18 protein-coding genes and 1 riboswitch are annotated in these 22,918 nt (G+C 74.4%); of the genes, 15 read left to right on the top strand and 3 right to left on the bottom strand.

What is annotated here, in order from left to right:
* Positions 1–216: 216 nt before the first annotated feature.
* Positions 217–1,347, bottom strand: coding sequence for an alpha/beta fold hydrolase (locus ABZ484_RS03540; protein WP_358864231.1), 1,131 nt, complete (start codon positions 1,345–1,347; stop codon positions 217–219).
* A 96-nt stretch (positions 1,348–1,443) separates the two neighbouring features.
* Complete coding sequence (locus ABZ484_RS03535; RefSeq protein ID WP_358864230.1) at positions 1,444–2,151, bottom strand: class II aldolase/adducin family protein; 708 nt, start codon at positions 2,149–2,151, stop codon at positions 1,444–1,446.
* 199 nt (positions 2,152–2,350) lie between these two features.
* Here ABZ484_RS03535 and ABZ484_RS03530 point away from each other — a divergent pair, with 199 nt between their 5' ends.
* The 9 genes from ABZ484_RS03530 (at position 2,351) to cobI (ending at position 15,531) form a co-directional block, all read left to right on the top strand.
* Positions 2,351–3,787: an inorganic phosphate transporter gene (locus tag ABZ484_RS03530; RefSeq protein ID WP_358864229.1), complete on the top strand. Its 1,437-nt coding sequence runs from the start codon at positions 2,351–2,353 to the stop codon at positions 3,785–3,787.
* 34 nt (positions 3,788–3,821) lie between these two features.
* Positions 3,822–4,052, top strand: a complete 231-nt coding sequence (locus ABZ484_RS03525) for a hypothetical protein (protein WP_358864228.1) — start codon at positions 3,822–3,824, stop codon at positions 4,050–4,052.
* A gap of 159 nt (positions 4,053–4,211) precedes the next feature.
* A riboswitch (cobalamin riboswitch) is annotated at positions 4,212–4,353 on the top strand.
* A gap of 99 nt (positions 4,354–4,452) precedes the next feature.
* On the top strand, positions 4,453–5,442 hold the full coding sequence (locus ABZ484_RS03520) for a cobalamin biosynthesis protein (protein WP_358864227.1): 990 nt from the start codon (positions 4,453–4,455) through the stop codon (positions 5,440–5,442).
* Positions 5,439–6,947, top strand: coding sequence for a cobyric acid synthase (locus tag ABZ484_RS03515; protein WP_358864226.1), 1,509 nt, complete (start codon positions 5,439–5,441; stop codon positions 6,945–6,947). Before ABZ484_RS03520 ends, ABZ484_RS03515 begins: the two co-directional genes overlap by 4 nt.
* Complete coding sequence (gene cobN, locus ABZ484_RS03510) at positions 6,944–10,594, top strand: cobaltochelatase subunit CobN (RefSeq protein ID WP_358864225.1); 3,651 nt, start codon at positions 6,944–6,946, stop codon at positions 10,592–10,594. The genes ABZ484_RS03515 and cobN overlap by 4 nt, the downstream gene beginning before the upstream one ends.
* Positions 10,591–12,603, top strand: a complete 2,013-nt coding sequence (locus ABZ484_RS03505; RefSeq protein ID WP_358864224.1) for a putative cobaltochelatase — start codon at positions 10,591–10,593, stop codon at positions 12,601–12,603. The genes cobN and ABZ484_RS03505 overlap by 4 nt, the downstream gene beginning before the upstream one ends.
* The gene (gene cobO / locus ABZ484_RS03500) at positions 12,603–13,202 is read left to right on the top strand and encodes a cob(I)yrinic acid a,c-diamide adenosyltransferase (RefSeq protein WP_358864223.1); all 600 of its coding nucleotides are present in this window, start codon (positions 12,603–12,605) and stop codon (positions 13,200–13,202) included. Before ABZ484_RS03505 ends, cobO begins: the two co-directional genes overlap by 1 nt.
* On the top strand, positions 13,196–14,803 hold the full coding sequence (locus ABZ484_RS03495) for a cobyrinate a,c-diamide synthase (protein ID WP_358864222.1): 1,608 nt from the start codon (positions 13,196–13,198) through the stop codon (positions 14,801–14,803). The genes cobO and ABZ484_RS03495 overlap by 7 nt, the downstream gene beginning before the upstream one ends.
* Positions 14,800–15,531, top strand: a complete 732-nt coding sequence (gene cobI, locus ABZ484_RS03490) for a precorrin-2 C(20)-methyltransferase (protein WP_358864221.1) — start codon at positions 14,800–14,802, stop codon at positions 15,529–15,531. Before ABZ484_RS03495 ends, cobI begins: the two co-directional genes overlap by 4 nt.
* An 86-nt stretch (positions 15,532–15,617) precedes the next feature.
* Here the strand turns inward: cobI and ABZ484_RS03485 are convergent, their stop codons facing one another.
* Positions 15,618–16,349 (bottom strand): ZIP family metal transporter, encoded by a 732-nt coding sequence (locus tag ABZ484_RS03485; protein ID WP_030180852.1) that lies wholly within the window; start codon positions 16,347–16,349, stop codon positions 15,618–15,620.
* 95 nt (positions 16,350–16,444) lie between these two features.
* Between ABZ484_RS03485 and cobM the strand changes: the two genes are divergently transcribed.
* Genes cobM through cobC form a run of 6 tightly spaced genes read left to right on the top strand, consistent with a single transcriptional unit; the run spans position 16,445 to position 22,825 of the window.
* A complete protein-coding gene (gene cobM, locus ABZ484_RS03480) occupies positions 16,445–17,263 on the top strand; it encodes a precorrin-4 C(11)-methyltransferase (RefSeq protein WP_306183831.1) in 819 nt (272 codons plus the stop codon).
* Positions 17,260–18,510 carry a precorrin-6y C5,15-methyltransferase (decarboxylating) subunit CbiE gene (gene cbiE, locus ABZ484_RS03475; RefSeq protein WP_358864220.1) on the top strand — a complete coding sequence of 417 codons (1,251 nt, stop codon included), beginning with the start codon at positions 17,260–17,262 and terminating at the stop codon, positions 18,508–18,510. Before cobM ends, cbiE begins: the two co-directional genes overlap by 4 nt.
* Positions 18,507–20,216 (top strand): precorrin-3B C(17)-methyltransferase, encoded by a 1,710-nt coding sequence (gene cobJ / locus ABZ484_RS03470; RefSeq protein WP_358864219.1) that lies wholly within the window; start codon positions 18,507–18,509, stop codon positions 20,214–20,216. The genes cbiE and cobJ overlap by 4 nt, the downstream gene beginning before the upstream one ends.
* Before the next feature lie 5 nt (positions 20,217–20,221).
* A complete protein-coding gene (locus ABZ484_RS03465) occupies positions 20,222–20,812 on the top strand; it encodes a precorrin-8X methylmutase (RefSeq protein WP_358864276.1) in 591 nt (196 codons plus the stop codon).
* Complete coding sequence (locus ABZ484_RS03460) at positions 20,809–21,741, top strand: sirohydrochlorin chelatase (protein WP_358864218.1); 933 nt, start codon at positions 20,809–20,811, stop codon at positions 21,739–21,741. The genes ABZ484_RS03465 and ABZ484_RS03460 overlap by 4 nt, the downstream gene beginning before the upstream one ends.
* Complete coding sequence (cobC, locus tag ABZ484_RS03455) at positions 21,731–22,825, top strand: Rv2231c family pyridoxal phosphate-dependent protein CobC (RefSeq protein WP_358864217.1); 1,095 nt, start codon at positions 21,731–21,733, stop codon at positions 22,823–22,825. Before ABZ484_RS03460 ends, cobC begins: the two co-directional genes overlap by 11 nt.
* The last annotated feature ends 93 nt before the right edge of the window (positions 22,826–22,918 follow it).

Here is a 22,918-nt window from a genome sequence, read left to right as displayed (position 1 = left end):
CGCCCGGTCTGCCGCATCGCCTCCACACGCCCGCCCGGCCTGCCGCATCGCCTCCACACGCCCGTCAGACCTGCCGCGTCGCCTCCGCATGCCCGGCAGGCCTGTCCGCACGGGCTCGGCACCCGGCCCGGGCATCCGTCCGGGCGCGCGATCGGCGCGATCCCCTCGGCGGCGCGTCCGCCCCGGCGGGCCGTCGGCCGGGGCCGCGCGGGCCCGTCACATCAGTGGGGTGAGGAAGCGGCGCAGGGCCTCCTCGTAGCCGTCGGGGTCGGCGTTCCACATGGCGCCGTGGGGAGCGTCCGGGACCGTGTGCAGGGCCACCAGGTTGGGGTGGCGGGCGGCGAGGCGGCGGGAGTAGCGCCAGGGGGCCACCTCGTCGCCGGGACCGTGGAAGATCAGCGTCGGCACGGTGAGCCGCGCCGGGTCGTTCGCCCGGGCGAGCCGGTCGCCGTGCAGGCCCACGCGGCCCTGCGCGGCGCGCACCGCGAGCGGCAAAAGGGGGCCCGGTGTGTGCCGTGCCCTGGCCAGGGCACGCAGTGTCGCCTCCCAGTCGAGCACGGGCGAGTCCAGGATCAGCCCGGAGACGCGGTCGCGCAGGTCCGAGTCGAGGGCGGCGCGCAGCGCCATGGTGGCGCCGGTGGACCAGCCGTGCAGGACGACCCGTTCGGCGCCGTTGCGCACAGCGTGGCCGATCGCCGCGTCCAGGTCGCGCCACTCGGTCTCGCCGAGGTGGTTCAGGCCGTCCGGGGAGCGGGGCGCGCCCGGGTCGCCGCGGTAGGCGACGTCGAGCACCGGGAAGTGCCTGCGGTGCAGGAACCTCATGATGTTCAGGGGGAGCTCGCGGGTGGTGCCCAGCCCGTGCACGGTGATCACCCAGGTCTCGCGGACCGCCGGCACGAACCATGCGGGCAGCGCGCCGAGTTCGCCCGGGACCTCCACGTCGTCGTGGTGCAGGCCGAGGGCGGAACGGGGGTCGCCGACGTACAGGTTCGGGGTGAGCCAGACCTTGTCGCGCGGGTGCAGCGGTCCGTACGTGACCCGTTCCAGCCGGCGTACGACGGTGTCGGGCAGGTGCGGGGCGTCCCGCAGGACGGGTCCGACGACCGCGTGGGAGCCGTTGCCGGCCAGGCCGTACGTGCCGGGCCGCAGGGAGGCCAGGTCCCGGGTGAGGGTGATCTGGCCCGCGGCCGTGCTGTGCACGGTGAGCCGGGGTTCGGTGGGCAGGGGCCGGCCCGGGGGCGCCTTGAGCGCGGCGTCGCTGGCGAGCCGGCCGGCGGCGACGCTCGCCGCGCCGGCCGCCAGGGTCGCGGTGACGGCCGCTGCCGTCGCTCTGACTACTGTGCGCACGGGTCCAGTGTCGTGGCGTACCCGGTCACCGGCCAGTGGGAGGAAGGGTCGGGGTGACATGTTCCTGCGAGTTCCAGAAACAGCCGGCTTCACCCCTCATCGGCCCGGCTGTCCGTAGCCCCGCAGCCGGTCCGTCACTTCGGCCAGCTGTTCGCCCGACAGCAGGGACGGCGCCATGCCCGGCACCGAGGACGCGGTCAGCCACAGCCGGCACATCCACTCCAGCTGGGCCGTGCGGTCGTAGGCCTGGTCGAGGGTGGCGCCGTAGGTGATGGTGCCGTGGTTCCGAAGGAGGCACCCGGAGCGCCCGGCGAGGGCGCGCAGCATGTTCTCGGCCAGTTCCTCGCTGCCGTAGGTCGCGTAGGGTGCGACACGCACCGGACCGCCGAGCGCGGCGGCCATGTAGTGGACCAGGGGCAGTTCGGGGACGAGTGTCGAGACGGCCGTCGCGTGCACGGCGTGGGTGTGGACGACGGCGGCCGCGTCGGTGGCGCGGTAGATCGCCAGGTGCATGGGCAGCTCGCTGGTCGGGACCAGGGTGCCGAGCACCTGCCGGCCGTCGAGTCCGACGCCGGTGACGTCGTCCGCCGTGAGCCGGTCGTACGGCACGCCCGACGGCGTGACCAGCACGGTCTCCCCCACCCGCACCGACACGTTGCCGGAGGTGCCGACCACCAGCCCGTCGGCCACCGTGCGCCGGGCCGTCGCGACCAGCTCGCGCCAGGCGCGGGCCTCGGGCTCCCGCGCCTCCCGGGAGCGCACCGGGTCTGTTGCATCCGTCACTCGCGTGTCCCGCTCAGCCATGCCGTGATCCTTTCAGCCCGGGGGTGCGGCAGGCCAGGGACAGCCGCTCCGCCGGGCCACGGACAGCGGCCCGCGGCGGCGAAACGGAACCTCCGGGAAGCAGATTCAGACACTCCGAAGACCGGCCCAGTTCATCTTCCGTTCACCCTGGTTACCTACGTTCGACCAGCCAATGACGCTCGAACGATTGCCTGGGTAAATGGAAAGCTTCTCGCTGATCCTCGCGATTGTGGTGGTAACCGCACTCGCGTTCGATTTCACGAACGGTTTCCACGACACCGCCAACGCGATGGCCACCACCATCTCGACCGGCGCACTCAAGCCCAAGGTCGCGGTGGCCATGTCCGCCGCGCTCAACCTGGTGGGCGCCTTCCTCTCCGTGGAGGTCGCCAACACGATCTCCAAGGGTCTCGTCGACGAGGCCGGCATCCGTCCCGAGGTCATTTTCGCCGCCCTGGTCGGCGCGATCCTCTGGAACCTGCTGACCTGGCTGGTCGGGCTTCCGTCCAGTTCCTCGCACGCCCTGATGGGCGGTCTGATCGGCGCCACGATCGCCTCGGCGGGCGTCGGCGCGGTGCACGGTGACGCCCTGGTCACCAAGGTCATCATCCCGGCGGTGGCCGCCCCGGTCGTCGCGGGCCTCGCCGCGATGGTCGCGACCCGGCTGTCGTACACGATCGGCAGGAAGGCGGACGGCAAGGCGGCCGCGAAGGGCCACCGCGCCGGGCAGATCGCCTCCGCGGGCCTGGTCTCGCTGGCCCACGGCACCAACGACGCCCAGAAGACGATGGGCGTCATCACCCTCGCCCTGATCGCCGGTGGCGCCATCGCCCCCGGCTCCAACCCTCCCACCTGGGTCATCCTCTCGGCGGGCCTCGCGATCGCGCTCGGCACCTACATCGGTGGCTGGCGCATCATCCGCACCATGGGCACCGGCCTGACCGACCTCCAGCCGCAGCAGGGCTTCGCCGCCCAGACCAGCGCGGCCACCGCCATCCTCGCCTCCTCGCACCTCGGCTTCTCGCTCTCCACCACGCACGTCGTCTCCGGCTCGGTGATGGGCGCGGGCCTGGGCCGCAAGGGCGGTGTGGTCCGCTGGTCCACCGCGGGCCGCATGGCGGTCGCCTGGGTGCTCACGCTGCCCGCCGCGGCCCTGGTCGGCGCGGGCGCGGAGGCCGTCACCGGGCTGGGCGACTGGGGCACCGCGCTCGTCGCCGTGTTCCTCGTGGCCTCGAGCGCGGCGATCTGGAAGATCTCCCGCCGCCAGGTCGTCGACCACACCAACGTCATCGAGCCCGCGGCCGAGGAGCCGGCCGGCGTCGTGACCCAGGCGATCGCCGCCGTGACCCCGCCCCCTGCGGCCCCCGCCCCCGCACCCACGGCACCGGCCTCCGCCTCGACGGCACCGGTCTCGACGGACGTGTCCCCCGCCGTCGAGCCGCTCACCGCGACGATCCCCGCCCAGCCGACCACGCCCGTCATCGACACGCCCGTCATCGACGCGCCCGTGATCGACGCGACGGTCATCGACCCGCCCGTCATCGACACGTCCGTCATCGACAAGCCCGTCGTCATCGATCCGGTGCCCGCGCCGACCGCGTCCGCCTCGGCCACCCCGCCGGCCGCCACCGTCTGATCCCCGCACACCCGGCACCCAAGGAAGCATCACCATGAAGATCGACTGGGCAGCCCTCGGCTCCGTCTTCGGCGTCAGCCTCGCGGTCACCGTGGGCCTGGTGGCCCTGTTCACCCTCGGCATCGCGGGTCTGTCCCGGCGGGAGCGGGCCGTCGCGCAGGGCAGCGGCGGCGGGACCCTCGCGGTCACCGGCGCCTACGTCTGCTTCGCCGCCTGCGCCGCCGCGGTGGCCTACGGCATCTACCTCATCGTCGGCAAGGGCTGACAGCCGGTCAGGACCGCTGTCGAACCCCCGGAAGTCAAGAGCGTCCCACCTCCCGCCCCGCCCGCGTCGCCACCTCGGCGAACGGGCGGGGCGGGCTTTTCGCGTCGGCGATGTGGGCCTCATCTCAGTATCCCGTCGCAGGTCAACGGCGAGTTGACGGCTGTTCGCGGCGCGTGGTGGACTGCCGGAGCCATGTACGGCGGCAGGAGAGGAAGCCGGTGCGAATCCGGCGCGGTCCCGCCACTGTCACCGGGGTAGGAACCCCGGGAGCCAGGAACTCTCACCGCCGGTCTCGTCGAACCAGGGCGTGGACACCCTGAGTGAGGACATATCGCCATGCGCGGCTGCCGACCGAGGTCCATCAGCGACGCTCTCCCCGACCCCGAAGTCGGCTGAACCCATGGGTGCCGATCGCGTCTTCGCGTACGGCGCCGCCGCCGGCCTCCTCGGTGACCTCCTCCTCGGCGATCCTCGCCGCGGACATCCGGTCGCCCTGTTCGGCCGCGCCGCGGGCGCCGTGGAACGCGTGCTGTGGCGGGACCATCGGGCCTGGGGCGCACTTCACACGGCTCTGTGCGCCGGCGGCGCCGCCGCGCTCGGTGCCGCCGCCGCGCGCGCCGTCCGTACCTCCCCCGCCGCCTCCGTCGTCCTGACCGGCGCCGCCACCTGGGCCGTGGTCGGCGGGACCTCCCTCGCCCGGGAGGCGCGCACCATCGGGCGCGCGCTGGAAGCGGGCGACGTGGCGGCGGCCCGGGCGCGGCTGCCGCACCTGTGCGGGCGGGATCCACAGGCGCTCGACGCCGACGGGATCGCCCGGGCGGTCGTGGAGTCGGTCGCCGAGAACACCTCCGACGCCGTGGTGGGCGCGCTGGTGTGGGGCGCCGCCGCCGGGGTGCCGGGGCTCGCCGCGTTCCGGGCCGTCAACACCCTGGACGCCATGGTCGGGCACAGGTCACCCCGGTACCGGCGCTTCGGCTGGGCCTCGGCCCGCCTGGACGACCTCGCCGGATGGCCGGGTGCGCGGCTCACCGCCGTCCTCGCGGCCGTGGCCGGCCCGGACCCGCGGGGCGCCCTGCGCGCCTGGCGCGCCGACGCCGGCCGGCACCCGAGCCCCAACGCCGGTCCGGTCGAGGCCTCGTTCGCGGGGGCGCTCGGGGTGCGGATGGGCGGCACGTTGTCGTACGGGGGGCGCGTGGAGCACCGGCCGGTGCTCAACGGCGCCGGGCGCGCCGTGCGGGTCGGTGACATCGAGCGGGCCGTACGGCTCTCACGGCGCGTGAGCTGGCTCGCGCTCGGCACCTGCGCCGCCGTCAGGCTCCTGTGCAACCGCGGCGACCGCGGCAGCCACGGCATTCACAGCAACCGTCGGACGAAGGGACGTACGTCATGAGCGGCGGTCTGCTCGTCGCCGGCACCACCTCCGACGCCGGGAAGAGCGTCGTCACGGCCGGGATCTGCCGGTGGCTGGTGCGGCAAGGCGTCAAGGTCGCGCCCTTCAAGGCGCAGAACATGTCCCTCAACTCCTTCGTCACGCGCGAGGGCGCGGAGATCGGGCGGGCGCAGGCCATGCAGGCCCAGGCCTGCCGGATCGAGCCGACCGCGCTGATGAACCCGGTGCTGCTCAAGCCGGGCGGGGAGCGGAGCAGCCAGGTGGTGCTGCTGGGCAGGCCGGTGGGCGAGATGAGCGCGCGCGGCTACCACGGCGGACGCCAGCAGAAGCTCCTGGGCACCGTGCTGGACTGCCTCACCGAGCTGCGGGGCACGTATGACGCCGTGATCTGTGAGGGGGCGGGGTCTCCGGCGGAGATCAATCTGCGCCGGACGGACATCGTGAACATGGGGATCGCGCGGAACGCGCGGCTTCCCGTGCTGGTCGTCGGGGACATCGACCGCGGCGGTGTCTTCGCCTCGTTCTTCGGGACCATCGCGCTGCTCTCACCGGAGGACCAGGCGCTCGTCGCCGGGTTCCTCGTCAACAAGTTCCGCGGGGACGTCAGCCTGCTGGAGCCCGGACTGGACATGCTCCGGGACCTCACCGGGCGGCGCACGTACGGCGTCCTGCCCTTCCGGCACGGGCTCGGCATCGACGAGGAGGACGGGCTGCGTGTGTCCCTGCGGGGCACCGTCCGCGAGTCCACCGTGGCCCCGCCCGTCGGCGAGGACGTGCTGCGCGTCGCCGTGTGCGCGATCCCGCTGATGTCCAACTTCACCGACGTGGACGCGCTCGCCGCCGAGCCCGGTGTCGTCGTGCGGTTCGTGGACCGTCCGGAGGAGCTGGCCGACGCCGACCTGGTGGTGGTCCCGGGCACGCGCGGGACCGTACGGGCGCTTCAGTGGCTGCGCGAGCGCGGACTCGCGGACGCACTGGTCCGGCGGGCCACCGACGGGCGCCCGGTCCTCGGGATCTGCGGCGGCTTCCAGATCCTCGGCGAGCACATCGAGGACGAGGTGGAGTCGCGCGCCGGGGCCGTCCCCGGGCTCGGTGTGCTGCCCGTCCGGGTGCGGTTCGCCCGCGAGAAGACCCTCACCCGGCCGGTGGGCGAGGCCCTCGGGGAACGGGTCGAGGGGTACGAGATCCATCATGGGGTCGCCGAAGTGACCGGCGGTGAGCCCTTCCTGGACGGCTGCCGGGTCGGCCGGACCTGGGGCACGCACTGGCACGGTGCGCTGGAGTCGGACGCCTTCCGGCGGGCGTTCCTGCGCGAGGTCGCGGCCGCCGCGGGCCGCCGTTTCACACCGGCCCCGGACACCTCGTTCGCCGCGCTGCGCGAGGAGCAGCTGGACCGGCTCGGCGACCTGATCGAACAGCACGCGGACACGGACGCGCTGTGGCGGCTCATCGAGTCGGGCGCGCCGCAAGGACTGCCTTTCATCCCCCCGGGAGCGCCCGCATGAGCACAGTGTTGTTGTTGTCGACCGCCGACACGGATCTGCTGGCGGCCCGCGCCTCCGGCGCCTCCTACCGGATCGGCAACCCCACCCGGGTGGACGTGGCGCGGGAGCTGCCCGGCCTGCTCGACGGCGCGGACCTCGCCGTCGTACGGCTGCTCGGCGGCAAGCGCGCCTGGGAGGAGGGGCTGGCCGCGCTGAGGGTGTCCGGGGTCCCGACGGTGCTGCTGGGCGGGGAGGCCGTGCCGGACGCCGAACTGATGGCCGAGTCGTCCGTGCCGGCCGGTGTGGTGGCCGAGGCCCTCAGGTACCTGGTCGAGGGCGGCCCCGCGAACCTGCTCGAGCTGTCCCGGTTCCTGTCCGACACCGTGCTGCTGACCGGCGAGGGCTTCGACGAGCCGCGGAAGATGCCGGAGCACGGCGTCCACGGCTCCCCCGAGCTCCGGGACGGCCGTCCGACCGTCGGCGTGCTCTTCTACCGCGCCCACGAACTCAGCGGGAACACCGCCTTCGTGGACACCCTGTGCGAGGCGATCGAGGCCCGGGGTGCCAACGCGCTGCCGGTGTACTGCGGTTCGCTGCGCGGCGCGGACGCCGGGCTGTACGAGCTGCTGGGGCGGGCCGACGCCCTGGTCGCGACCGTGCTCGCCGCCGGCGGCACGCACGCCTCGCAGGCGTCGGCGGGCGGAGACGAGGAGTCCTGGGACGTCGGCGCGCTGGGCGACCTCGACATCCCCGTCCTGCAAGGGCTGTGCCTGACGTCGTCGAAGCGCGCCTGGGACGAGTCCGACGCCGCCCTGTCCCCCATGGACGCGGCGATGCAGGTCGCGATCCCGGAGTTCGACGGCCGGCTGATCACCGTGCCGTTCTCCTTCAAGGAGCAGGGTCCGGACGACGTGCCGGTGTACGTCGCCGACCCGGAGCGGGCCGCCCGGGTGGCCGGGATCGCCGTACGGCACGCGCGGTTGAGGCACAAGCCGAACGCGGACAAGAAGCTCGCACTGGTCTTCACCGCGTACCCGACGAAGCACTCGCGCGTCGGCAACGCGGTGGGGCTGGACACGCCGGCTTCGGCGGTACGGGTGCTCGACGCGCTCAGGGACGCCGGGTACTCGCTCACCGAATACCCCTCCGGCGGCGACGACTTGATCCACCGGCTCATCGAGGCCGGCGGTCACGACGTGGAGTGGCTGACGGAGGAGCAGCTGGCCGCCGCGCCCGCACGGGTGCCGCTCGCCGACTACCGGGCGTGGTTCGACAAGCTCGACCCGGAGCTGAGGGACGGGATGCTTCAGGCGTGGGGCGAGCCGCCGGGTTCGCTCTACGTCGACGGCGACGACATCGTGCTGGCGTCGCTGCGGTTCGGGAACGTCGTCGTGATGATCCAGCCGCCGCGCGGCTTCGGCGAGAACCCGATCGCGATCTATCACGACCCGGACATGCCGCCCTCGCACCACTACATGGCGGCCTACCGCTGGCTGGAGAACAGTTTCGGCGCCGACGCGATCGTGCACATGGGCAAGCACGGCACGATGGAGTGGCTGCCGGGCAAGGGGCTCGGGCTGTCGGGCGGCTGCGCCCCGGACGCGGTCCTCGGCGACCTTCCGCTGATCTACCCGTTCATCGTCAACGACCCCGGTGAGGGCACCCAGGCCAAGCGGCGCGGGCACGCCACGGTCGTCGACCACCTCGTGCCGCCGATGGCGCGCGCCGACACCTACGGCGATCTGGCCAAGCTGGAGCAGCTGCTGGACGAGTACGCGCTGGTGAGCGACCTCGACCCGGCGAAGGCACCGGCGGTGCGGGCGCAGATCTGGACACTGGTGAAGGCCGCCGAGCTCCACCACGACCTGCACGTGGCCGAGCAGCCGGACGACGACGAGTTCGACGAGTTCGTCATGCACATCGACGGCTATCTGTGCGAGATCAAGGACGTGCAGATCAGGGACGGTCTCCACATCCTCGGCGGCGGCCCGGTCGGCGAGCCGCGCGTGAACCTCGTCCTCGCCGTACTGCGCGCCTCGCAGGTGTGGGGCGGGCAGGCGAACGCCCTGCCGGGCCTGAGGGCTTGCCTGGCCGACCGTTTCGGGCTGGTGGAGAAGGAGTTGCTGGCCGAGCCGGGCGCCCCGGTGAAGGTGCCGGTGGAGCTGACGGACCTGGTGGACGGGCCGTCCCGTACGGCGGCGGACGCGATCGACCTGCTGGAGCAGCTGTGCCGGCGGATCGCGGAGAGCTTGGAGGGACGGGCCTGGGACCGCACGGCCGTACGGGCGGTCCTGGATGAGGCGCTCGGCACCGAGCTCCCGGACGCCGTCGCGGTGCTGGAGTTCGCCTGCGACGAGGTCGTGCCCCGGCTGGCGCGGACCACCGACGAGATCGGGCACATCCTGCGGGCGCTGGACGGCGGTTACGTCCCGGCGGGTCCGTCGGGCTCGCCGACCCGCGGTCTGGTCAACGTGCTTCCGACGGGCCGGAACTTCTACTCCGTCGACCCCAAGGCGATTCCCTCCCGGCTCAGCTGGGAGGTCGGGCAGTCGCTCGCGGACTCTCTCGTCCAGCGGTATCTGGCCGACACCGGGGAGTACCCGAAGTCCGTCGGGCTGACGGTGTGGGGCACGTCCGCGATGCGCACCCAGGGCGACGACATCGCCGAGATCCTGGCACTCCTGGGCTGCCGGCCCGTGTGGGACGACGCCTCGCGGCGGGTGACGGGCTTCGAGGTGGTCCCCCTGGCCGAGCTGGGCCGGCCGCGCATCGACGTCACGGTCCGGATCTCCGGGTTCTTCCGGGACGCGTTCCCGCACGTCGTCGGCCTGATCGACGACGCGGTACGGGCCGTGGCCGAGCTGGACGAGCCCGCCGGGAGCAACTTCGTGAAGGCGCACGCCGACGAGGACACCGCCGCGCACGGCGACCGGCGCCGGGCCACGGCCCGGATCTTCGGCTCCAAGCCGGGCGCGTACGGCGCGGGTCTGCTGCCGCTGATCGACGCCCGGAACTGGCGCAGCGACGCGGACCTGGCCGAGGTGTACGCGGTCTGGGGCGGCTACGCCTACGGGCGCGGGCTCGACGGGCGGGCGGCGCGCGGGGACATGGAGACCGCGTTCCGGCGGATCGCGGTCGCCGCGAAGAACGTCGACACCCGCGAGCACGACCTGGTGGACGCCGACGACTACTTCCAGTACCACGGCGGCATGGTCGCCATGGTCCGGCATCTGACCGGCGCCAACCCCGAGGCGTACGTGGGCGACAGCGCCGTACCGGACCAGGTGAGGACCCGCACCCTCGGCGAGGAGACCCACCGCGTGTTCCGCGCGCGGGTGGTCAACCCGCGCTGGATGGCGGCGATGCGCCGGCACGGCTACAAGGGCGCCTTCGAGATGGCGGCGACCGTGGACTACCTGTTCGGCTACGACGCCACGGCGGGCGTGGTCGACGACTGGATGTACGAGAAGCTCAGCGCGGAGTACGTCTTCGACCCGGAGAACCGGGACTTCATGAAGCAGTCCAACCCGTGGGCGCTGCGCGGGATCACCGAGCGGCTGCTGGAGGCGGCCGACCGGGGGCTGTGGGCCGAGCCGGACGCGGACACGCTGGAGCGGCTGCGCGCCACCTATCTGGAGCTGGAAGGCGACTTGGAGGGCGACCAGTGACCACCCCCTTCCCCTTTACGGCCGTCGTCGGCCAGGACGACCTGCGGCTCGCGCTGCTGCTGAACGCCGTCTCGCCGGCGGTGGGCGGCGTGCTGGTGCGCGGCGAGAAGGGCACCGCCAAGTCGACGGCCGTACGAGCCCTGTCGGCGCTGCTGCCCGAGGTGGCGGTCGTCCCCGGCTGCCGGTTCTCCTGTGACCCGGCGGCGCCCGACCCCGGGTGCCCGGACGGGCCGCACGAGGCGGCATCCGGGGCCGAACGGCCCGCCCGGATGGTGGAGTTGCCGGTGGGTGCCTCCGAGGACCGGCTGGTCGGCGCGCTCGACATCGAGCGGGCGCTCGCCGAGGGCGTGAAGGCGTTCGAGCCGGGTCTGCTGGCCGACGCGCACCGCGGGATCCTGTACGTCGACGAGGTCAACCTCCTTCACGACCACCTGGTCGACCTCTTGCTGGACGCGGCGGCGATGGGCGCCTCCTACGTCGAGCGCGAGGGCGTCTCGGTGCGGCACGCGGCGCGGTTCCTGCTCGTCGGCACCATGAACCCGGAGGAGGGCGAGCTGCGGCCGCAGCTCCTGGACCGGTTCGGACTGACCGTGGAGGTCGCGGCCTCGCGGGAGCCCGACCAGCGGGTGGAGGTCGTGCGGCGCCGGCTGGCCTACGACGACGATCCGGCCGCCTTCGCCGCCCGGTGGGCCGAGGAGGAGGCGGCCGTACGGCGACGGATCGTGGCGGCGCGGGAGTTGCTGCCGTCCGTACGGCTGGGCGACGGGGCGCTGCGGCAGATCGCGGCCACCTGCGCGGCCTTCGAGGTGGACGGCATGCGCGCCGACATCGTGATGGCGCGCACGGCGACCGCGCTGGCCGCGTGGGCCGGGCGCACGGACGTGCTCGCCGAGGACGTCCGGCAGGCCGCGCTGCTCGCGCTGCCGCACCGCAGGCGCCGCAACCCCTTCGACGCGCCCGGCCTCGACGAGGACAAGCTGGACGAGACGCTGGAGGAGTTCTCCGGCGGGTCCCCCGACGACGATCCCGACCCCGACGGCGGTCCGGAAGGGGGCGGCCCGGACGGGGGCGGTGGGCAGCCGGCACCCCAGGGTGGTCCGCGGCAGGACGGCGGTACCGCTGCCGAGCCCGAGACCGGTGAGGGCGGCGACCCGCAGGCGTCCGGTGGGCGCGAGCAGCCGGCCGTACGGGCCGTCGAGCCCTTCCGCACGAAGGTGCTGAGCGTGCCCGGTCTCGGCGAGGGTGCCGCCGGGCGGCGGTCCCGGGCGCGCTCCGAGCACGGGCGCACGACCGGGGCCCGGCGTCCGCGGGGCGCGCTGACCAAGCTGCACCTGGCGGCGACCGTGCGGGCCGCGGCGCCGCACCAGCGGGCGCGGGGGCGGTCCGGGCCGGGGCTCGTGCTGCGCCGGGACGATCTGCGGCAGGCGACGCGGGAGGGGCGCGAGGGCAACCTCGTGCTGTTCGTGGTGGACGCCTCGGGGTCCATGGCGGCGCGGCAGCGCATGGGCGCCGTGAAGGGCGCGGTGCTGTCGCTGCTGCTGGACGCCTACCAGCGACGGGACAAGGTGGGTCTGGTGACCTTCCGGGGTTCGGCCGGTGAGGTCGTGCTGCCGCCGACGTCGTCGGTGGACGCGGCGGCGGCCCGGCTTCAGTCGCTGCCCACCGGCGGGCGTACGCCGCTCGCCGCCGGGCTGCTCAAGGCGCACGAGGTACTGCGGGTGGAGCGACTGCGGGACCCGGCGCGGCGGGCGCTGATGGTCGTGGTGACCGACGGGCGGGCCACCGGTGGCCCGGAGCCGGTGGCGCTGGCCGGGCGGGCCGCGCGGCTGCTCGCGGCCGAGGGTGTCGCGTCCGTGGTCGTGGACTGCGAGTCGGGGCCGGTGCGGCTGGGGCTCGCCGGGCAGCTCGCCGGAGAGCTGGGCGGTACGGCCGTCACGCTCGACGAGCTGCGCGCGGAGTCGATCGCCGGGCTGGTCAGGGACGTTCAGGGCGACAGGAGGGCCGCGTAATGCCACAGGGACAGCCGAGCGCCGTACCGGACGACGGGCTGACGACGCGTCAGCGGCGCAACCGGCCGCTCGTGGTCGTGCACACCGGGGTCGGCAAGGGCAAGTCCACCGCGGCCTTCGGGCTGGCGCTGCGCGCCTGGAACCAGGGCTGGCCGATCGGGGTGTTCCAGTTCGTCAAGTCGGCGAAGTGGCGGGTCGGCGAGGAGCGGGCGCTGCGCGTGCTCGGCGACTCCGGCGAGGGCGGGAGCGTCGCCTGGCACAAGATGGGCGAGGGCTGGTCGTGGGTCCAGCGGGATGCCCAGATGGACAACGAGGCCAAGGCCCGCGAGGGCTGGGAGCAGGTCAAGCGGGACCTGGCGGCCGAGACGTACCGGCTGTACGTGCTGGACGAGTTCGCGTACCCGATGCACTGGGGCTGGGTCGACACCGATGAGGTCGTCGAGGTGCTGCGCGACCGGCCGGGCACCCAGCATGTGGTGATCACCGGGCGGAACGCGCCGGAGAAGCTCGTCGGCTTCGCCGACCTCGTCACCGACATGTCCAAGGTCAAGCACCCCATGGACGCCGGGCAGAAGGGTCAGAGGGGCATCGAGTGGTGAGTTCCCCGTCCGTGCCCCGGCTGGTCGTCGCCGCACCGGCCTCCGGCAGCGGCAAGACCACCGTCGCCACGGGGCTGATGGCCGCCCTGGCCGGGCGGGGGCTGTCCGTGTCCCCGCACAAGGTCGGGCCGGACTACATCGACCCCGGGTACCACGCGCTCGCCACCGGGCGCGTGGGGCGCAACCTGGACGCCTACCTGTGCGGGCCCGAGCTGGTCGCGCCGCTGTTCCGGCACGGGGCGCGCGGGTGCGACATCGCGGTCGTCGAGGGCGTGATGGGGTTGTACGACGGGGCGGCGGGCGAGGGTGAGCTGGCGTCCACGGCGCAGGTGGCGAAGCTGCTGCGGGCCCCTGTCGTGCTGGTCGTGGACGCGTCCTCGCAGTCGCGGTCGGTGGCCGCGCTGGTGCACGGGTTCGTGACCTGGGATCCGCGGGTGCGGGTCGGAGGGGTGATCCTCAACAAGGTCGCCACGGATCGGCACGAGGTGCTGTTGCGGGAGGCGCTGGACTCGGTCGGGGTGCCTGTGCTGGGGGTGCTGCGGCGGGCGCCGCAGGTCGACACGCCGTCGCGGCACCTCGGTCTGGTGCCGGTCGCCGAGCGGCGGGCGGCGGCCGTGGAGGCGGTCGCGGCGATGGGGGCGCAGGTCTCCGACGGCTGTGACCTGGACGCGCTGGTGACGCTGGCGCGGAGCGCGGGTCCGCTGACGGACGCGGCCTGGGACCCGGCCGAGGCCGTGGCCTGGCCGTCCCCGGACGGGACGGTGGCCGGAGCATCCCTGGACGGGACAGTGGCCGGAGCTTCCCCGGACGGAACGGTGGCCGGAGCGTCCCCGGACAGGACAGTGGCCGGGCCGTCCCCGGACGGGACAGTGGCCGGAGCTTCCCCGGACGGGGCGATGGCCGGGCCGTCCCCGGACGGGACAGTGGCCGGAGCGTCCCCGGACAGGACAGTGGCCGGGCCGTCCCCGGGCGGGGCGGTGGCCGGGCCGTCCCCGGGCGGGGCGGTGGTCGCCGTCGCCGGTGGGGAGGCGTTCACGTTCTCCTACGCCGAGCACGCCGAGCTGCTCACCGCCGCCGGTGCCGACGTCGTCCCCTTCGATCCGCTCCGCGACGAGCGCCTGCCCGAAGGGACGCGCGGGCTCGTGATCGGCGGCGGGTTCCCCGAGGTGTACGCCGCCGAGCTGTCCGCCAACGAACCCCTCCGCAAGGCCGTCGCCGAACTCGCGCTGAGCGGTGCTCCCGTCGCCGCCGAGTGCGCCGGGCTGCTGTATCTGTGCCGGGAGCTGGACGGCCGCCCCATGTGCGGCGTGCTCGACGCCACCGCACGCATGACCGAGCGGCTGACCCTCGGCTACCGGGACGCGGTGGCCGTCGGGGACAGTGCGCTGGCCGCCGCCGGGACGCGGATACGGGGGCACGAGTTCCACCGCACGGTCGTCGAACCCGGCGCCGGTGCGGCTCCCGCCTGGGGGCTGAGGGCTCCCGTGCGGCGGGTCGAGGGTTTCGTACAGCAGGGCGTGCACGCGAGTTATCTGCACACGCACTGGGCCGCCGCGCCCGGTGTCGCCCGTCGGTTCGTGGAGAGGTGCCGGACGTCATGAGCAGCAGGCTGATCGGGGTCGGGGTCGGTCCGGGCGATCCGGAACTGGTGACCGTCAAGGGCGTGGGCGCGCTGCGCGCCGCCGATGTCGTCGTCGTCCCCGTGATGGACACCGGGGAGCGCGGGCGCGCCGAGGCGACCGTGCTGCACTACGTGCCCGGGGAGAAGGTCGTCCGGGTGGTGTTCGCGCTGAACGAGCGGTCCGACCGGGCGCGCCGGGAGGCCGCGTGGGACGCGGCGGGCGAGCGGGTCGCCGGGCTGCTGAGGGACCACGGTTCGGTCGCCTTCGCCACCATCGGCGACCCCAACGTGTACTCGACGTTCACGTATCTCGCGCAGACCGTCGCGGATCTGGTGCCCGGCGTGGTCGTGGAGACGGTGCCCGGCATCACCGCCATGCAGGATCTGGCGGCGCGGTCCGGGGCCGTGCTCACCGAGGGCACCGAACCGTTGACGCTGGTGCCGGTGACCGCCGGGTCCGCCGTGCTGAAGGAGGCGCTGGCCGGGCCGGGGACGGTCGTGGCGTACAAGTTCGGGCGACAGGCCGCCGAGGTCGCCGAGGCGCTGAGGGAGACCGGGCGGCTCGGGGACGCCGTGTGGGGGTCGGCCCTCGGGCTGCCCGAGGAGTCGGTGCGGCCGGCCGCCGAGCTGGACGGGTCGCCGCTGCCGTATCTGTCGACGCTGATCGCGCCGCCCGGGCGGGACGGCGGGCGGGGCGGGAAGCTGTGACACCCGGCATGCGGTCGTCCGGCGATCCGGTTACGCGGTCGTCCGGCGATCCGGCTACGCGAACGTCCGGCGATCCGGCCGCGCGGTCATCCGGAGATGCCGACCACCAGCCAGATGAACGCGGCGCCGGCCACCGTGCACAGCAGGGTGGAGCGGGCCGGGTGCTCGTGGTGGGCCTCGGGCAGGATCTCGGCGGCGGCGAGGTACAGCAGCGCACCGCCGAACAGACCGAGATAGCCGCCGAGGACCGGCTCCGGGATGGTGAGGAACGCCGACGCGGCCGCTCCGGCGATGGGCGCGACGGCGTCCGCGAAGAGCATCGCGAGAGCCTTGCGGCGGGCGTTGCCGTACAGGCTGGTGAGGGTGAAGGTGTTGAAGCCGTCGGCGAAGTCGTGCGCGATCACGGCGAGCGCCACGGCCGCGCCCATGCCGCCGCCCACCTGGAAGGCCGCGCCGATCGCCAGGCCGTCCATCGCGCTGTGGCCGACCATCGCCGCGGCGGCCGTCAGGCCCACCTCGGGCGCGCGATGGTGATCACGCTCCTCGCCGCCGTGCGCGGCCTGCCGTGCGGCCAGCAGCCGCTCGACCAGGTGGGCCATCAGGAAGCCGGCCACGAACAGCAGCAGGGCCGCGGGGACGCCGAACACCTCCCGGCCCGCCGCGTGCAGCGCCTCCGGCAGCAGGTCCAGGCCGACCACGCCCAGCATCAGGCCGCCCGCCAGCCCGAGGACCAGGTGGCGACGGTCGGTCACCCGCTGTGCCGTCCAGCCGCCGGCCAGCGTCATCAGGAACGCGCCGAGCGCGACGAAGACCGCCATACGCCCTTGCTATCCGATCAACCCCCGATCGCGCACATCCGGCCGTCTTCCCACCCCCACACACCATGACATTCCGTACGAGAGGATCCGACCCCATGGCCGATGCCCCCACCGGCAAGGTGACCTTCGTCGGTGCCGGCCCCGGCGCCGCCGACCTGCTGACGTTCCGTGCCGCGCGCGCGATCGCCGAGGCCGACGTCGTGATCTGGGCGGCCAGCCTGGTCCAGGCGGAGGTCCTCGAACACGCGCGTGAGGGCGCGGAGATCCTGGACTCGGCGGCCATGTCCCTGGAGGACGTCGTCGCCGTGTACGAGCGGGCCCGTGCCGAGGGCCTGAAGGTGGCCCGCATCCACTCCGGCGACCCGGCGCTGTGGGGCGGCACGCAGGAGCAGCTCGACCGGTGCGCGCGCATCGGGATCGCCACGGAGGTCGTGCCCGGTGTGTCGTCCTTCTCCGCCGTGGCCGCGCTCGCGCAGCGCGAGCTGACCATTCCCGAGGTGGCGCAGTCGGTCGTGCTGACCCGGCTGGGCGGCGGCAAGACGCCGATGCCGCCCGGCGAGGAGGTGCGCGAGTTCGCCCGGCACGGCACCACCATGGCCGTCTTCCTGTCGGCGGCGCGCAGCGGGCAGCTGGTGCGGGAGCTGCTGGAGGGCGGCTACCCGACGTCCACACCGGTCGTCGTGGCGTACCAGGCGACCTGGCCGGAGGAGCTGGTCGTCAAGTGCACGATCGGCACGCTGGAGGAGACGGTCAAGGAGCACAGGCTCTGGAAGCACACCCTCTTCCTGGTCGGGCCGGCGCTGGACGCGCACGGCACCCGCTCGCACCTCTACCACCCCGGCCACTTCCACGGCTACCGCAAGGCCGACCCCGAGGCCCGCAAGGCCCTGCGCGCCCGGGGTGCGAGCACATGACCTCGAGGATCACGGTCGTCGGTACGGGCACGGGCGCGGCATACGACGGTGCGGTGCTGCGCGGCGCCGAGCTCGTCGTGGGCGGACGGCGGCACCTGGACGCCGCACCGCTCCCGGAGACCGCCGAGCGGGTGGTGCTGGGGCCGCTGGCGCCCGCCCTCGACGTCATCGAGGAGTACGCCGGCAAGGAGCGGCGCGTGGTCGTGCTCGCCTCCGGCGACCCCGGGTTCTTCGGGATCGTGCGGGCGCTGGCCGAGCGGTTCGGGTCCGGGCGGCTGGACGTCCGTCCGGGTGTCTCCTCCGTCGCCGCCGCCTTCGCGCGGATCGGGCTGCCCTGGGACGACGCCGTGGTCGTCAGCGCGCACGGCAGGGAGCTGCGCACGGCCGTCAACGTCTGCCGGGCCCGGCCGAAGGTCGCCGTGCTGACCGGGCCGGGCGCCGGGCCGGCCGAGCTGGGGGCCGCGCTGGCAGGTACCTGCGGCGACCGGGTGCTGGTCGTGGCGAGCGCGCTCGGCGATCCGCAGCGGGAGCGGGTGGAGCGGGTGACGCCCGCGGAGGCCGCCGCCCGCGACTGGGGGCCGGCGGTGAGCGTGGTGGTCTGCCTGGACGAGGCGCGGGCGCTGGGTGCGGTCCGCACGGTCGCCGGGGCCGCGGACCTGCCCGCCGGTTGGGCGCTGGGCGAGGACGCGTTCGCGCACCGCGACTCGATGATCACCAAGTTCGAGGTGCGGGCGCTGGCCCTGGCCCGGCTCGGGCCGCGCCTCGGCGACCTGGTGTGGGACGTGGGCGCCGGGTCGGGCTCGGTGGCCGTGGAGTGCGCGCGGCTCGGCGCGGCCGTCGTCGCCGTCGAGAAGACGGCGGACGGTGCGGAGCGCGTCCGTGCGAACGCGCGGGCCCACGGCGTGGACGTGCGTGTGGTGCGGGGCGCGGCGCCGTCCGCCCTGGACGGCCTGGAGGATCCCGACGCGGTGTTCGTCGGCGGCGGGGGCGCCGACCTGCCCGCGATCGTCGGCGCGTGCGCGCGGCGTGCGCGGCGGACCGTGGTCGTCGCCATGGCCGCGCTGGACCGGGTGCCGGCGGCACGGGAGGCGCTCACCTCCGCCGGTTTCGTGTGCGACGGCGTGCTGCTCCAGTCGTCGCGGCTGGCGCCGCTGCCGGGGGACGTGACCCGGCTGGCGGCCACCAATCCTGTGTTTCTGCTCTGGGGCGTCAGAACCCCAATTTCCGACGAAGGAGTTCTCCAGTGATCGGCCTGATTTCCGCCACCGCGGCGGGGGCGGCGGCGCGGGACCGGCTGGCCGCGGCGTGGCCGGACCGCACCCGGGTGTACGAGGGTCCCGTCGGGGAGGCGGTGCGGGCCGCGTTCGCGGAGTGCGAGCAGCTGGTGTGCTTCCTGGCGACGGGTGCGGTGGTGCGGCTGATCGCGCCGCTGCTCGGCGACAAGACGGCCGACCCGGGTGTGGTGTGCGTGGACGAGGGCGGCCGGTTCGCGGTGTCGCTGGTCGGCGGGCACGGCGGCGGCGCCAACGAGCTCGCCCGCGAGGTGGGCGAGTCGCTCGGCGCGGAGCCGGTGGTGACGACGGCGACGGACGCTGCGGGGCTGCCGGGGCTGGACACGCTCGGGTTCCCGTACGAGGGGTCGGTGGCGGTGGTCTCCCGCGCCCTGCTCGACGGCGAACCGGTGGCGCTGGAGGCGGAGGTGCCGTGGCCGCTGCCGCCGCTGCCGGCCTCGGCGCAGGGGTCGTACACCGTCCGGCTGACCGACCGGGCCGTCGAACCGGGCGAGCGCGAGGTGCTGTTGCGTCCGCCGTCCCTGGTGGTCGGGGTCGGCGCGTCCAAGGGCGCTCCGGTGGAGGAGGTCCTCGGTCTCGTCGAGAGCGCCCTGCGGGAGGCGCGACTCTCGCCGAGGTCAGTGGCCGAACTCGCCACCGTGGACGCCAAGTCGCGGGAGCCGGGCATCGTGACCGCCGCCGAGCGGCTGGGGGTGCCCCTGGTGACGTACCCGGCCGGGGAACTGGCGGCCGTCGAGGTGCCCAACCCGTCCGGCGCCCCCCTCGCGGCCGTCGGCACCCCGTCCGTGGCGGAGGCGGCGGCGCTGGCGCGCGGCGGTGAACTCCTCGTGCCGAAGCGGAAGTCCGAGCGTGTCGACGGGCTGCCGGCCATGGCGACCTGCGCCGTCGTACGGCGTCCGGGGCGCGGACGGCTCGCGGTCGTCGGGCTCGGTCCCGGCGCCCGGGACCTGCTGACCCCGCGCGCCAAGGCCGAACTGCGGCGCGCCTCCGTGCTCGTGGGGCTCGACCAGTACGTCGACCAGATCCGCGACCTGCTGCGCCCGGGCACCCGGATCCTGGAGTCGGGCCTCGGGGCCGAGGAGGAACGGGCGCGCACGGCGGTCGCCGAGGCCCGGCGCGGGCACGCGGTCGCGCTGATCGGCAGCGGCGACGCGGGCGTGTACGCCATGGCCTCGCCCGCGCTCGCCGAGGCGTCGGACGACATCGACGTGGTCGGCGTGCCCGGTGTGACGGCGGCGCTGGCGGCCGGGGCGATCCTGGGCGCGCCACTGGGTCACGACCACGTGTCCATCAGCCTCTCCGACCTGCACACGCCGTGGGAGGTCATCGAGCGGCGGGTGCGGGCCGCGGCCGAGGCGGACATCGTGGTCACCTTCTACAACCCGCGTTCCCGGGGCCGCGACTGGCAGCTGCCGAAGGCGCTGGCGATCCTCGCCGAGCACCGGGAGCCGGCGACGCCGGTCGGCGTCGTACGCAACGCGTCCCGTCCGGACGAGTCGAGCCGGGTGACGACGCTGGCCGGACTTGACCCGGCGACGGTCGACATGATGACGGTCGTCACCGTGGGCAACACCGCGACCCGGAACATCGCGGGGCGCATGGTGACCCCGCGCGGCTACCGCTGGCAGGAGAGCGCGAGCACGCAGGAGGGCGCCCGGTGAACCCTGTGACCCGTGTGGTCCATCCGATCGAGCAGGAGTCCTACCGGCGGCTGCGCGCCCGCCTGGACACCTCGCACTTCCCGCCGCTGACCCGGGCGGTGGTGGAGCGGGTCGTCCACTCCGCCGCCGACCTGGAGTACGCGAACGATCTCGTCATGGACGAGGGTGAGTTGGCGACGGCGCACGCGGCGCTGCACGCCGGGGCCCCCGTCGTGGTGGACGTCGAGATGGTGGGCGCCGGGATCACCCGGCGGGAGACCGTCTGCCGGCTGCGGGACGCCGAGTCCGGGCCGGGGCTGACGCGTTCGGCGCACGCGATCCGGCTCGCCTACGAGCAGGTCGGCCCGGGCGCCCTGTGGGTGATCGGCAACGCTCCGACCGCGCTGGAGGAGCTGCTGACCCTGGACGCGGCGCCGGCCCTCGTCATCGGGCTGCCCGTCGGCTTCGTCGGCGCGGTCGAGTCCAAGGCCGCGTTGCGTGAGAGCGGGCTGCCCGCCGTGAGCAACGTGTCCGAGAAGGGCGGTTCGGCGGTCGCCGCCGCCGCGCTGAACGCCCTGCTGTACCACCCCGTTTCACACTTTGAGGAGCAATCGTGACCACCCCGCCGCCCGCCCTGCTCATCGCCGGTCACGGCACCCGGGACGACGCCGGGGCCGAGGCGTTCCGCGACTTCGTCCGGCGGTTGCAGCACCGCCTGACCGACGTGCCCGTCGCCGGCGGCTTCATCGAGCTGTCCCCGCCACCGCTGGGCGACGCGGTCGCCGGCATGGTGGCGCGAGGTGTGCGCCGGTTCGCGGCCGTCCCGCTGATGCTGGTGTCCGCCGGGCACGCCAAGGGCGACATCCCGGCGGCGCTGGCCCGCGAGAAGGAACGGCACCCGGGGATCTCGTACACCTACGGCCGTCCGCTGGGCCCGCACCCCTCGCTGCTGCGGGTGCTGGAGCGGCGGCTGGAGGAGGCGCTGGAGGGCGGCCCCGCGGACCGGTCGGACGTGACGGTGCTGCTGGTGGGGCGCGGCTCGACCGATCCCGACGCCAACGCCGAGGTGTTCAAGGCGGCGCGGCTGCTGTGGGAGGGGCGCGGATACGCGGGCGTGGAGACGGCGTTCGTGTCGCTGGCCGCACCGGACGTGCCGAGCGGTCTGGAGCGGTGCGCGAAGCTCGGCGCACGACGGATCGTGGTCCTGCCGTACTTCCTGTTCACGGGGATCCTCCCGGACCGGGTGCGGCAGCAGACGCGGGAGTGGGCGGCGGCGCACCCGGAGGTCGAGGTGCGGTCCGCGGACGTCATCGGCCCCGAGCCGGAGCTGCTGGATCTGGTGCTGGAACGGTACGAGGAGGCGGTGAAGGGCGATCTGCGGATGAACTGCGACTCGTGCGTGTACCGCATCGCCCTGCCGGGCTTCGAGGACAAGGTGGGGCTGCCGCAGCAGCCGCACTTCCACCCGGACGACGACGGCACCGGGCACGGCCACGGGCACCACCATCATCATCACGGAGGGCACTCCCACTCGCATGCGCACTGAGAGCTCGTACGGGGACGCACACGACGCTCACGACCTGCGGCACCACGGGGACGCGGAGGTGCGGGACGACGGGGCGGCGCTGGTCGACCTCGCGGTGAACGTCCGCGCGGACACTCCCCCGGCCTGGCTGCGGGACCGGATCGCCGCGTCGCTCGCCGGTCTGGCCTCCTATCCGGACGGCCGGACGGCACGGGCGGCGGTGGCGGCGCGGCACGGGCTGCCGGTGGACCGGGTGCTGCTGACGGCGGGGGCGGCGGAGGCGTTCGTCCTCCTGGCGCGCGCCCTGAAGGTACGGCGACCGGTGGTCGTCCACCCGCAGTTCACGGAGCCGGAGGCGGCGCTGCGGGCCGCGGGCCACACGGTGGACCGCGTACTGCTCCACGCTGCGAACGGTTTCCGCCTCGACCCCTCGTCCGTCCCCGAGGACGCGGACCTGGTCGTGATCGGCAACCCGACGAACCCGACGTCGGTACTGCACCCGGCGGCCACGATCGCCCGCCTGGCCCGCCCCGGGCGCGTGCTGATCGTCGACGAGGCCTTCATGGACGCCGTACCGGGCGAACGGGAGACGCTGGCCGGCCGGACGGACGTACCCGGCCTGGTGGTGCTACGCAGCCTGACGAAGACCTGGGGCCTGGCGGGCCTGCGCATCGGCTACGTCCTGTCCGACCCGGAGACCGTCACCGCACTGGAGCGCGCCCAGCCGCTGTGGCCGGTGTCCACCCCGGCACTCGCGGCGGCGGAGGCGTGCATGCAGCCGCACGCCCTGGCGGAGGCGGAAGCGGCGGCCCACCGCATCGCGGCGGACCGGGCCCACCTGGTCGCGGACCTGGGTGCGTTGGCGGCCCACGGAGTGCGGGTGGTGGAGCCGGCCGAGGGCCCCTTCGTGCTGGTGCGGCTGCCGGGGGCGGCGGACGTACGGCGCCGGCTGCGCGAGCGGGGGTACGCGGTGCGGCGCGGGGACACGTTTCCAGGGCTGGGGGACGAGTGGCTGCGGGTCGCGGTGCGGGGGCGGGGGGTGGTAGACGGGTTTCTTACGGCGCTGTCTGAGGTTCTTCGCCCACCCGCCCGCCCGAGTCGGTAGGGAAACAGGCCCCCGCCCCCTTCCTGCCTTCGCCGCTGCGCCCCCACCGTGGCTGCGAGCTCGCGTCCCCGCCTGCCCCCCAACCGTCCGCCT

It is taken from the genome of Streptomyces sp. NPDC006393 (assembly GCF_040628575.1).
In the GTDB taxonomy this organism is placed as follows: domain Bacteria; phylum Actinomycetota; class Actinomycetes; order Streptomycetales; family Streptomycetaceae; genus Streptomyces.
This window is presented reverse-complemented; position numbering and strand designations above follow the sequence as displayed.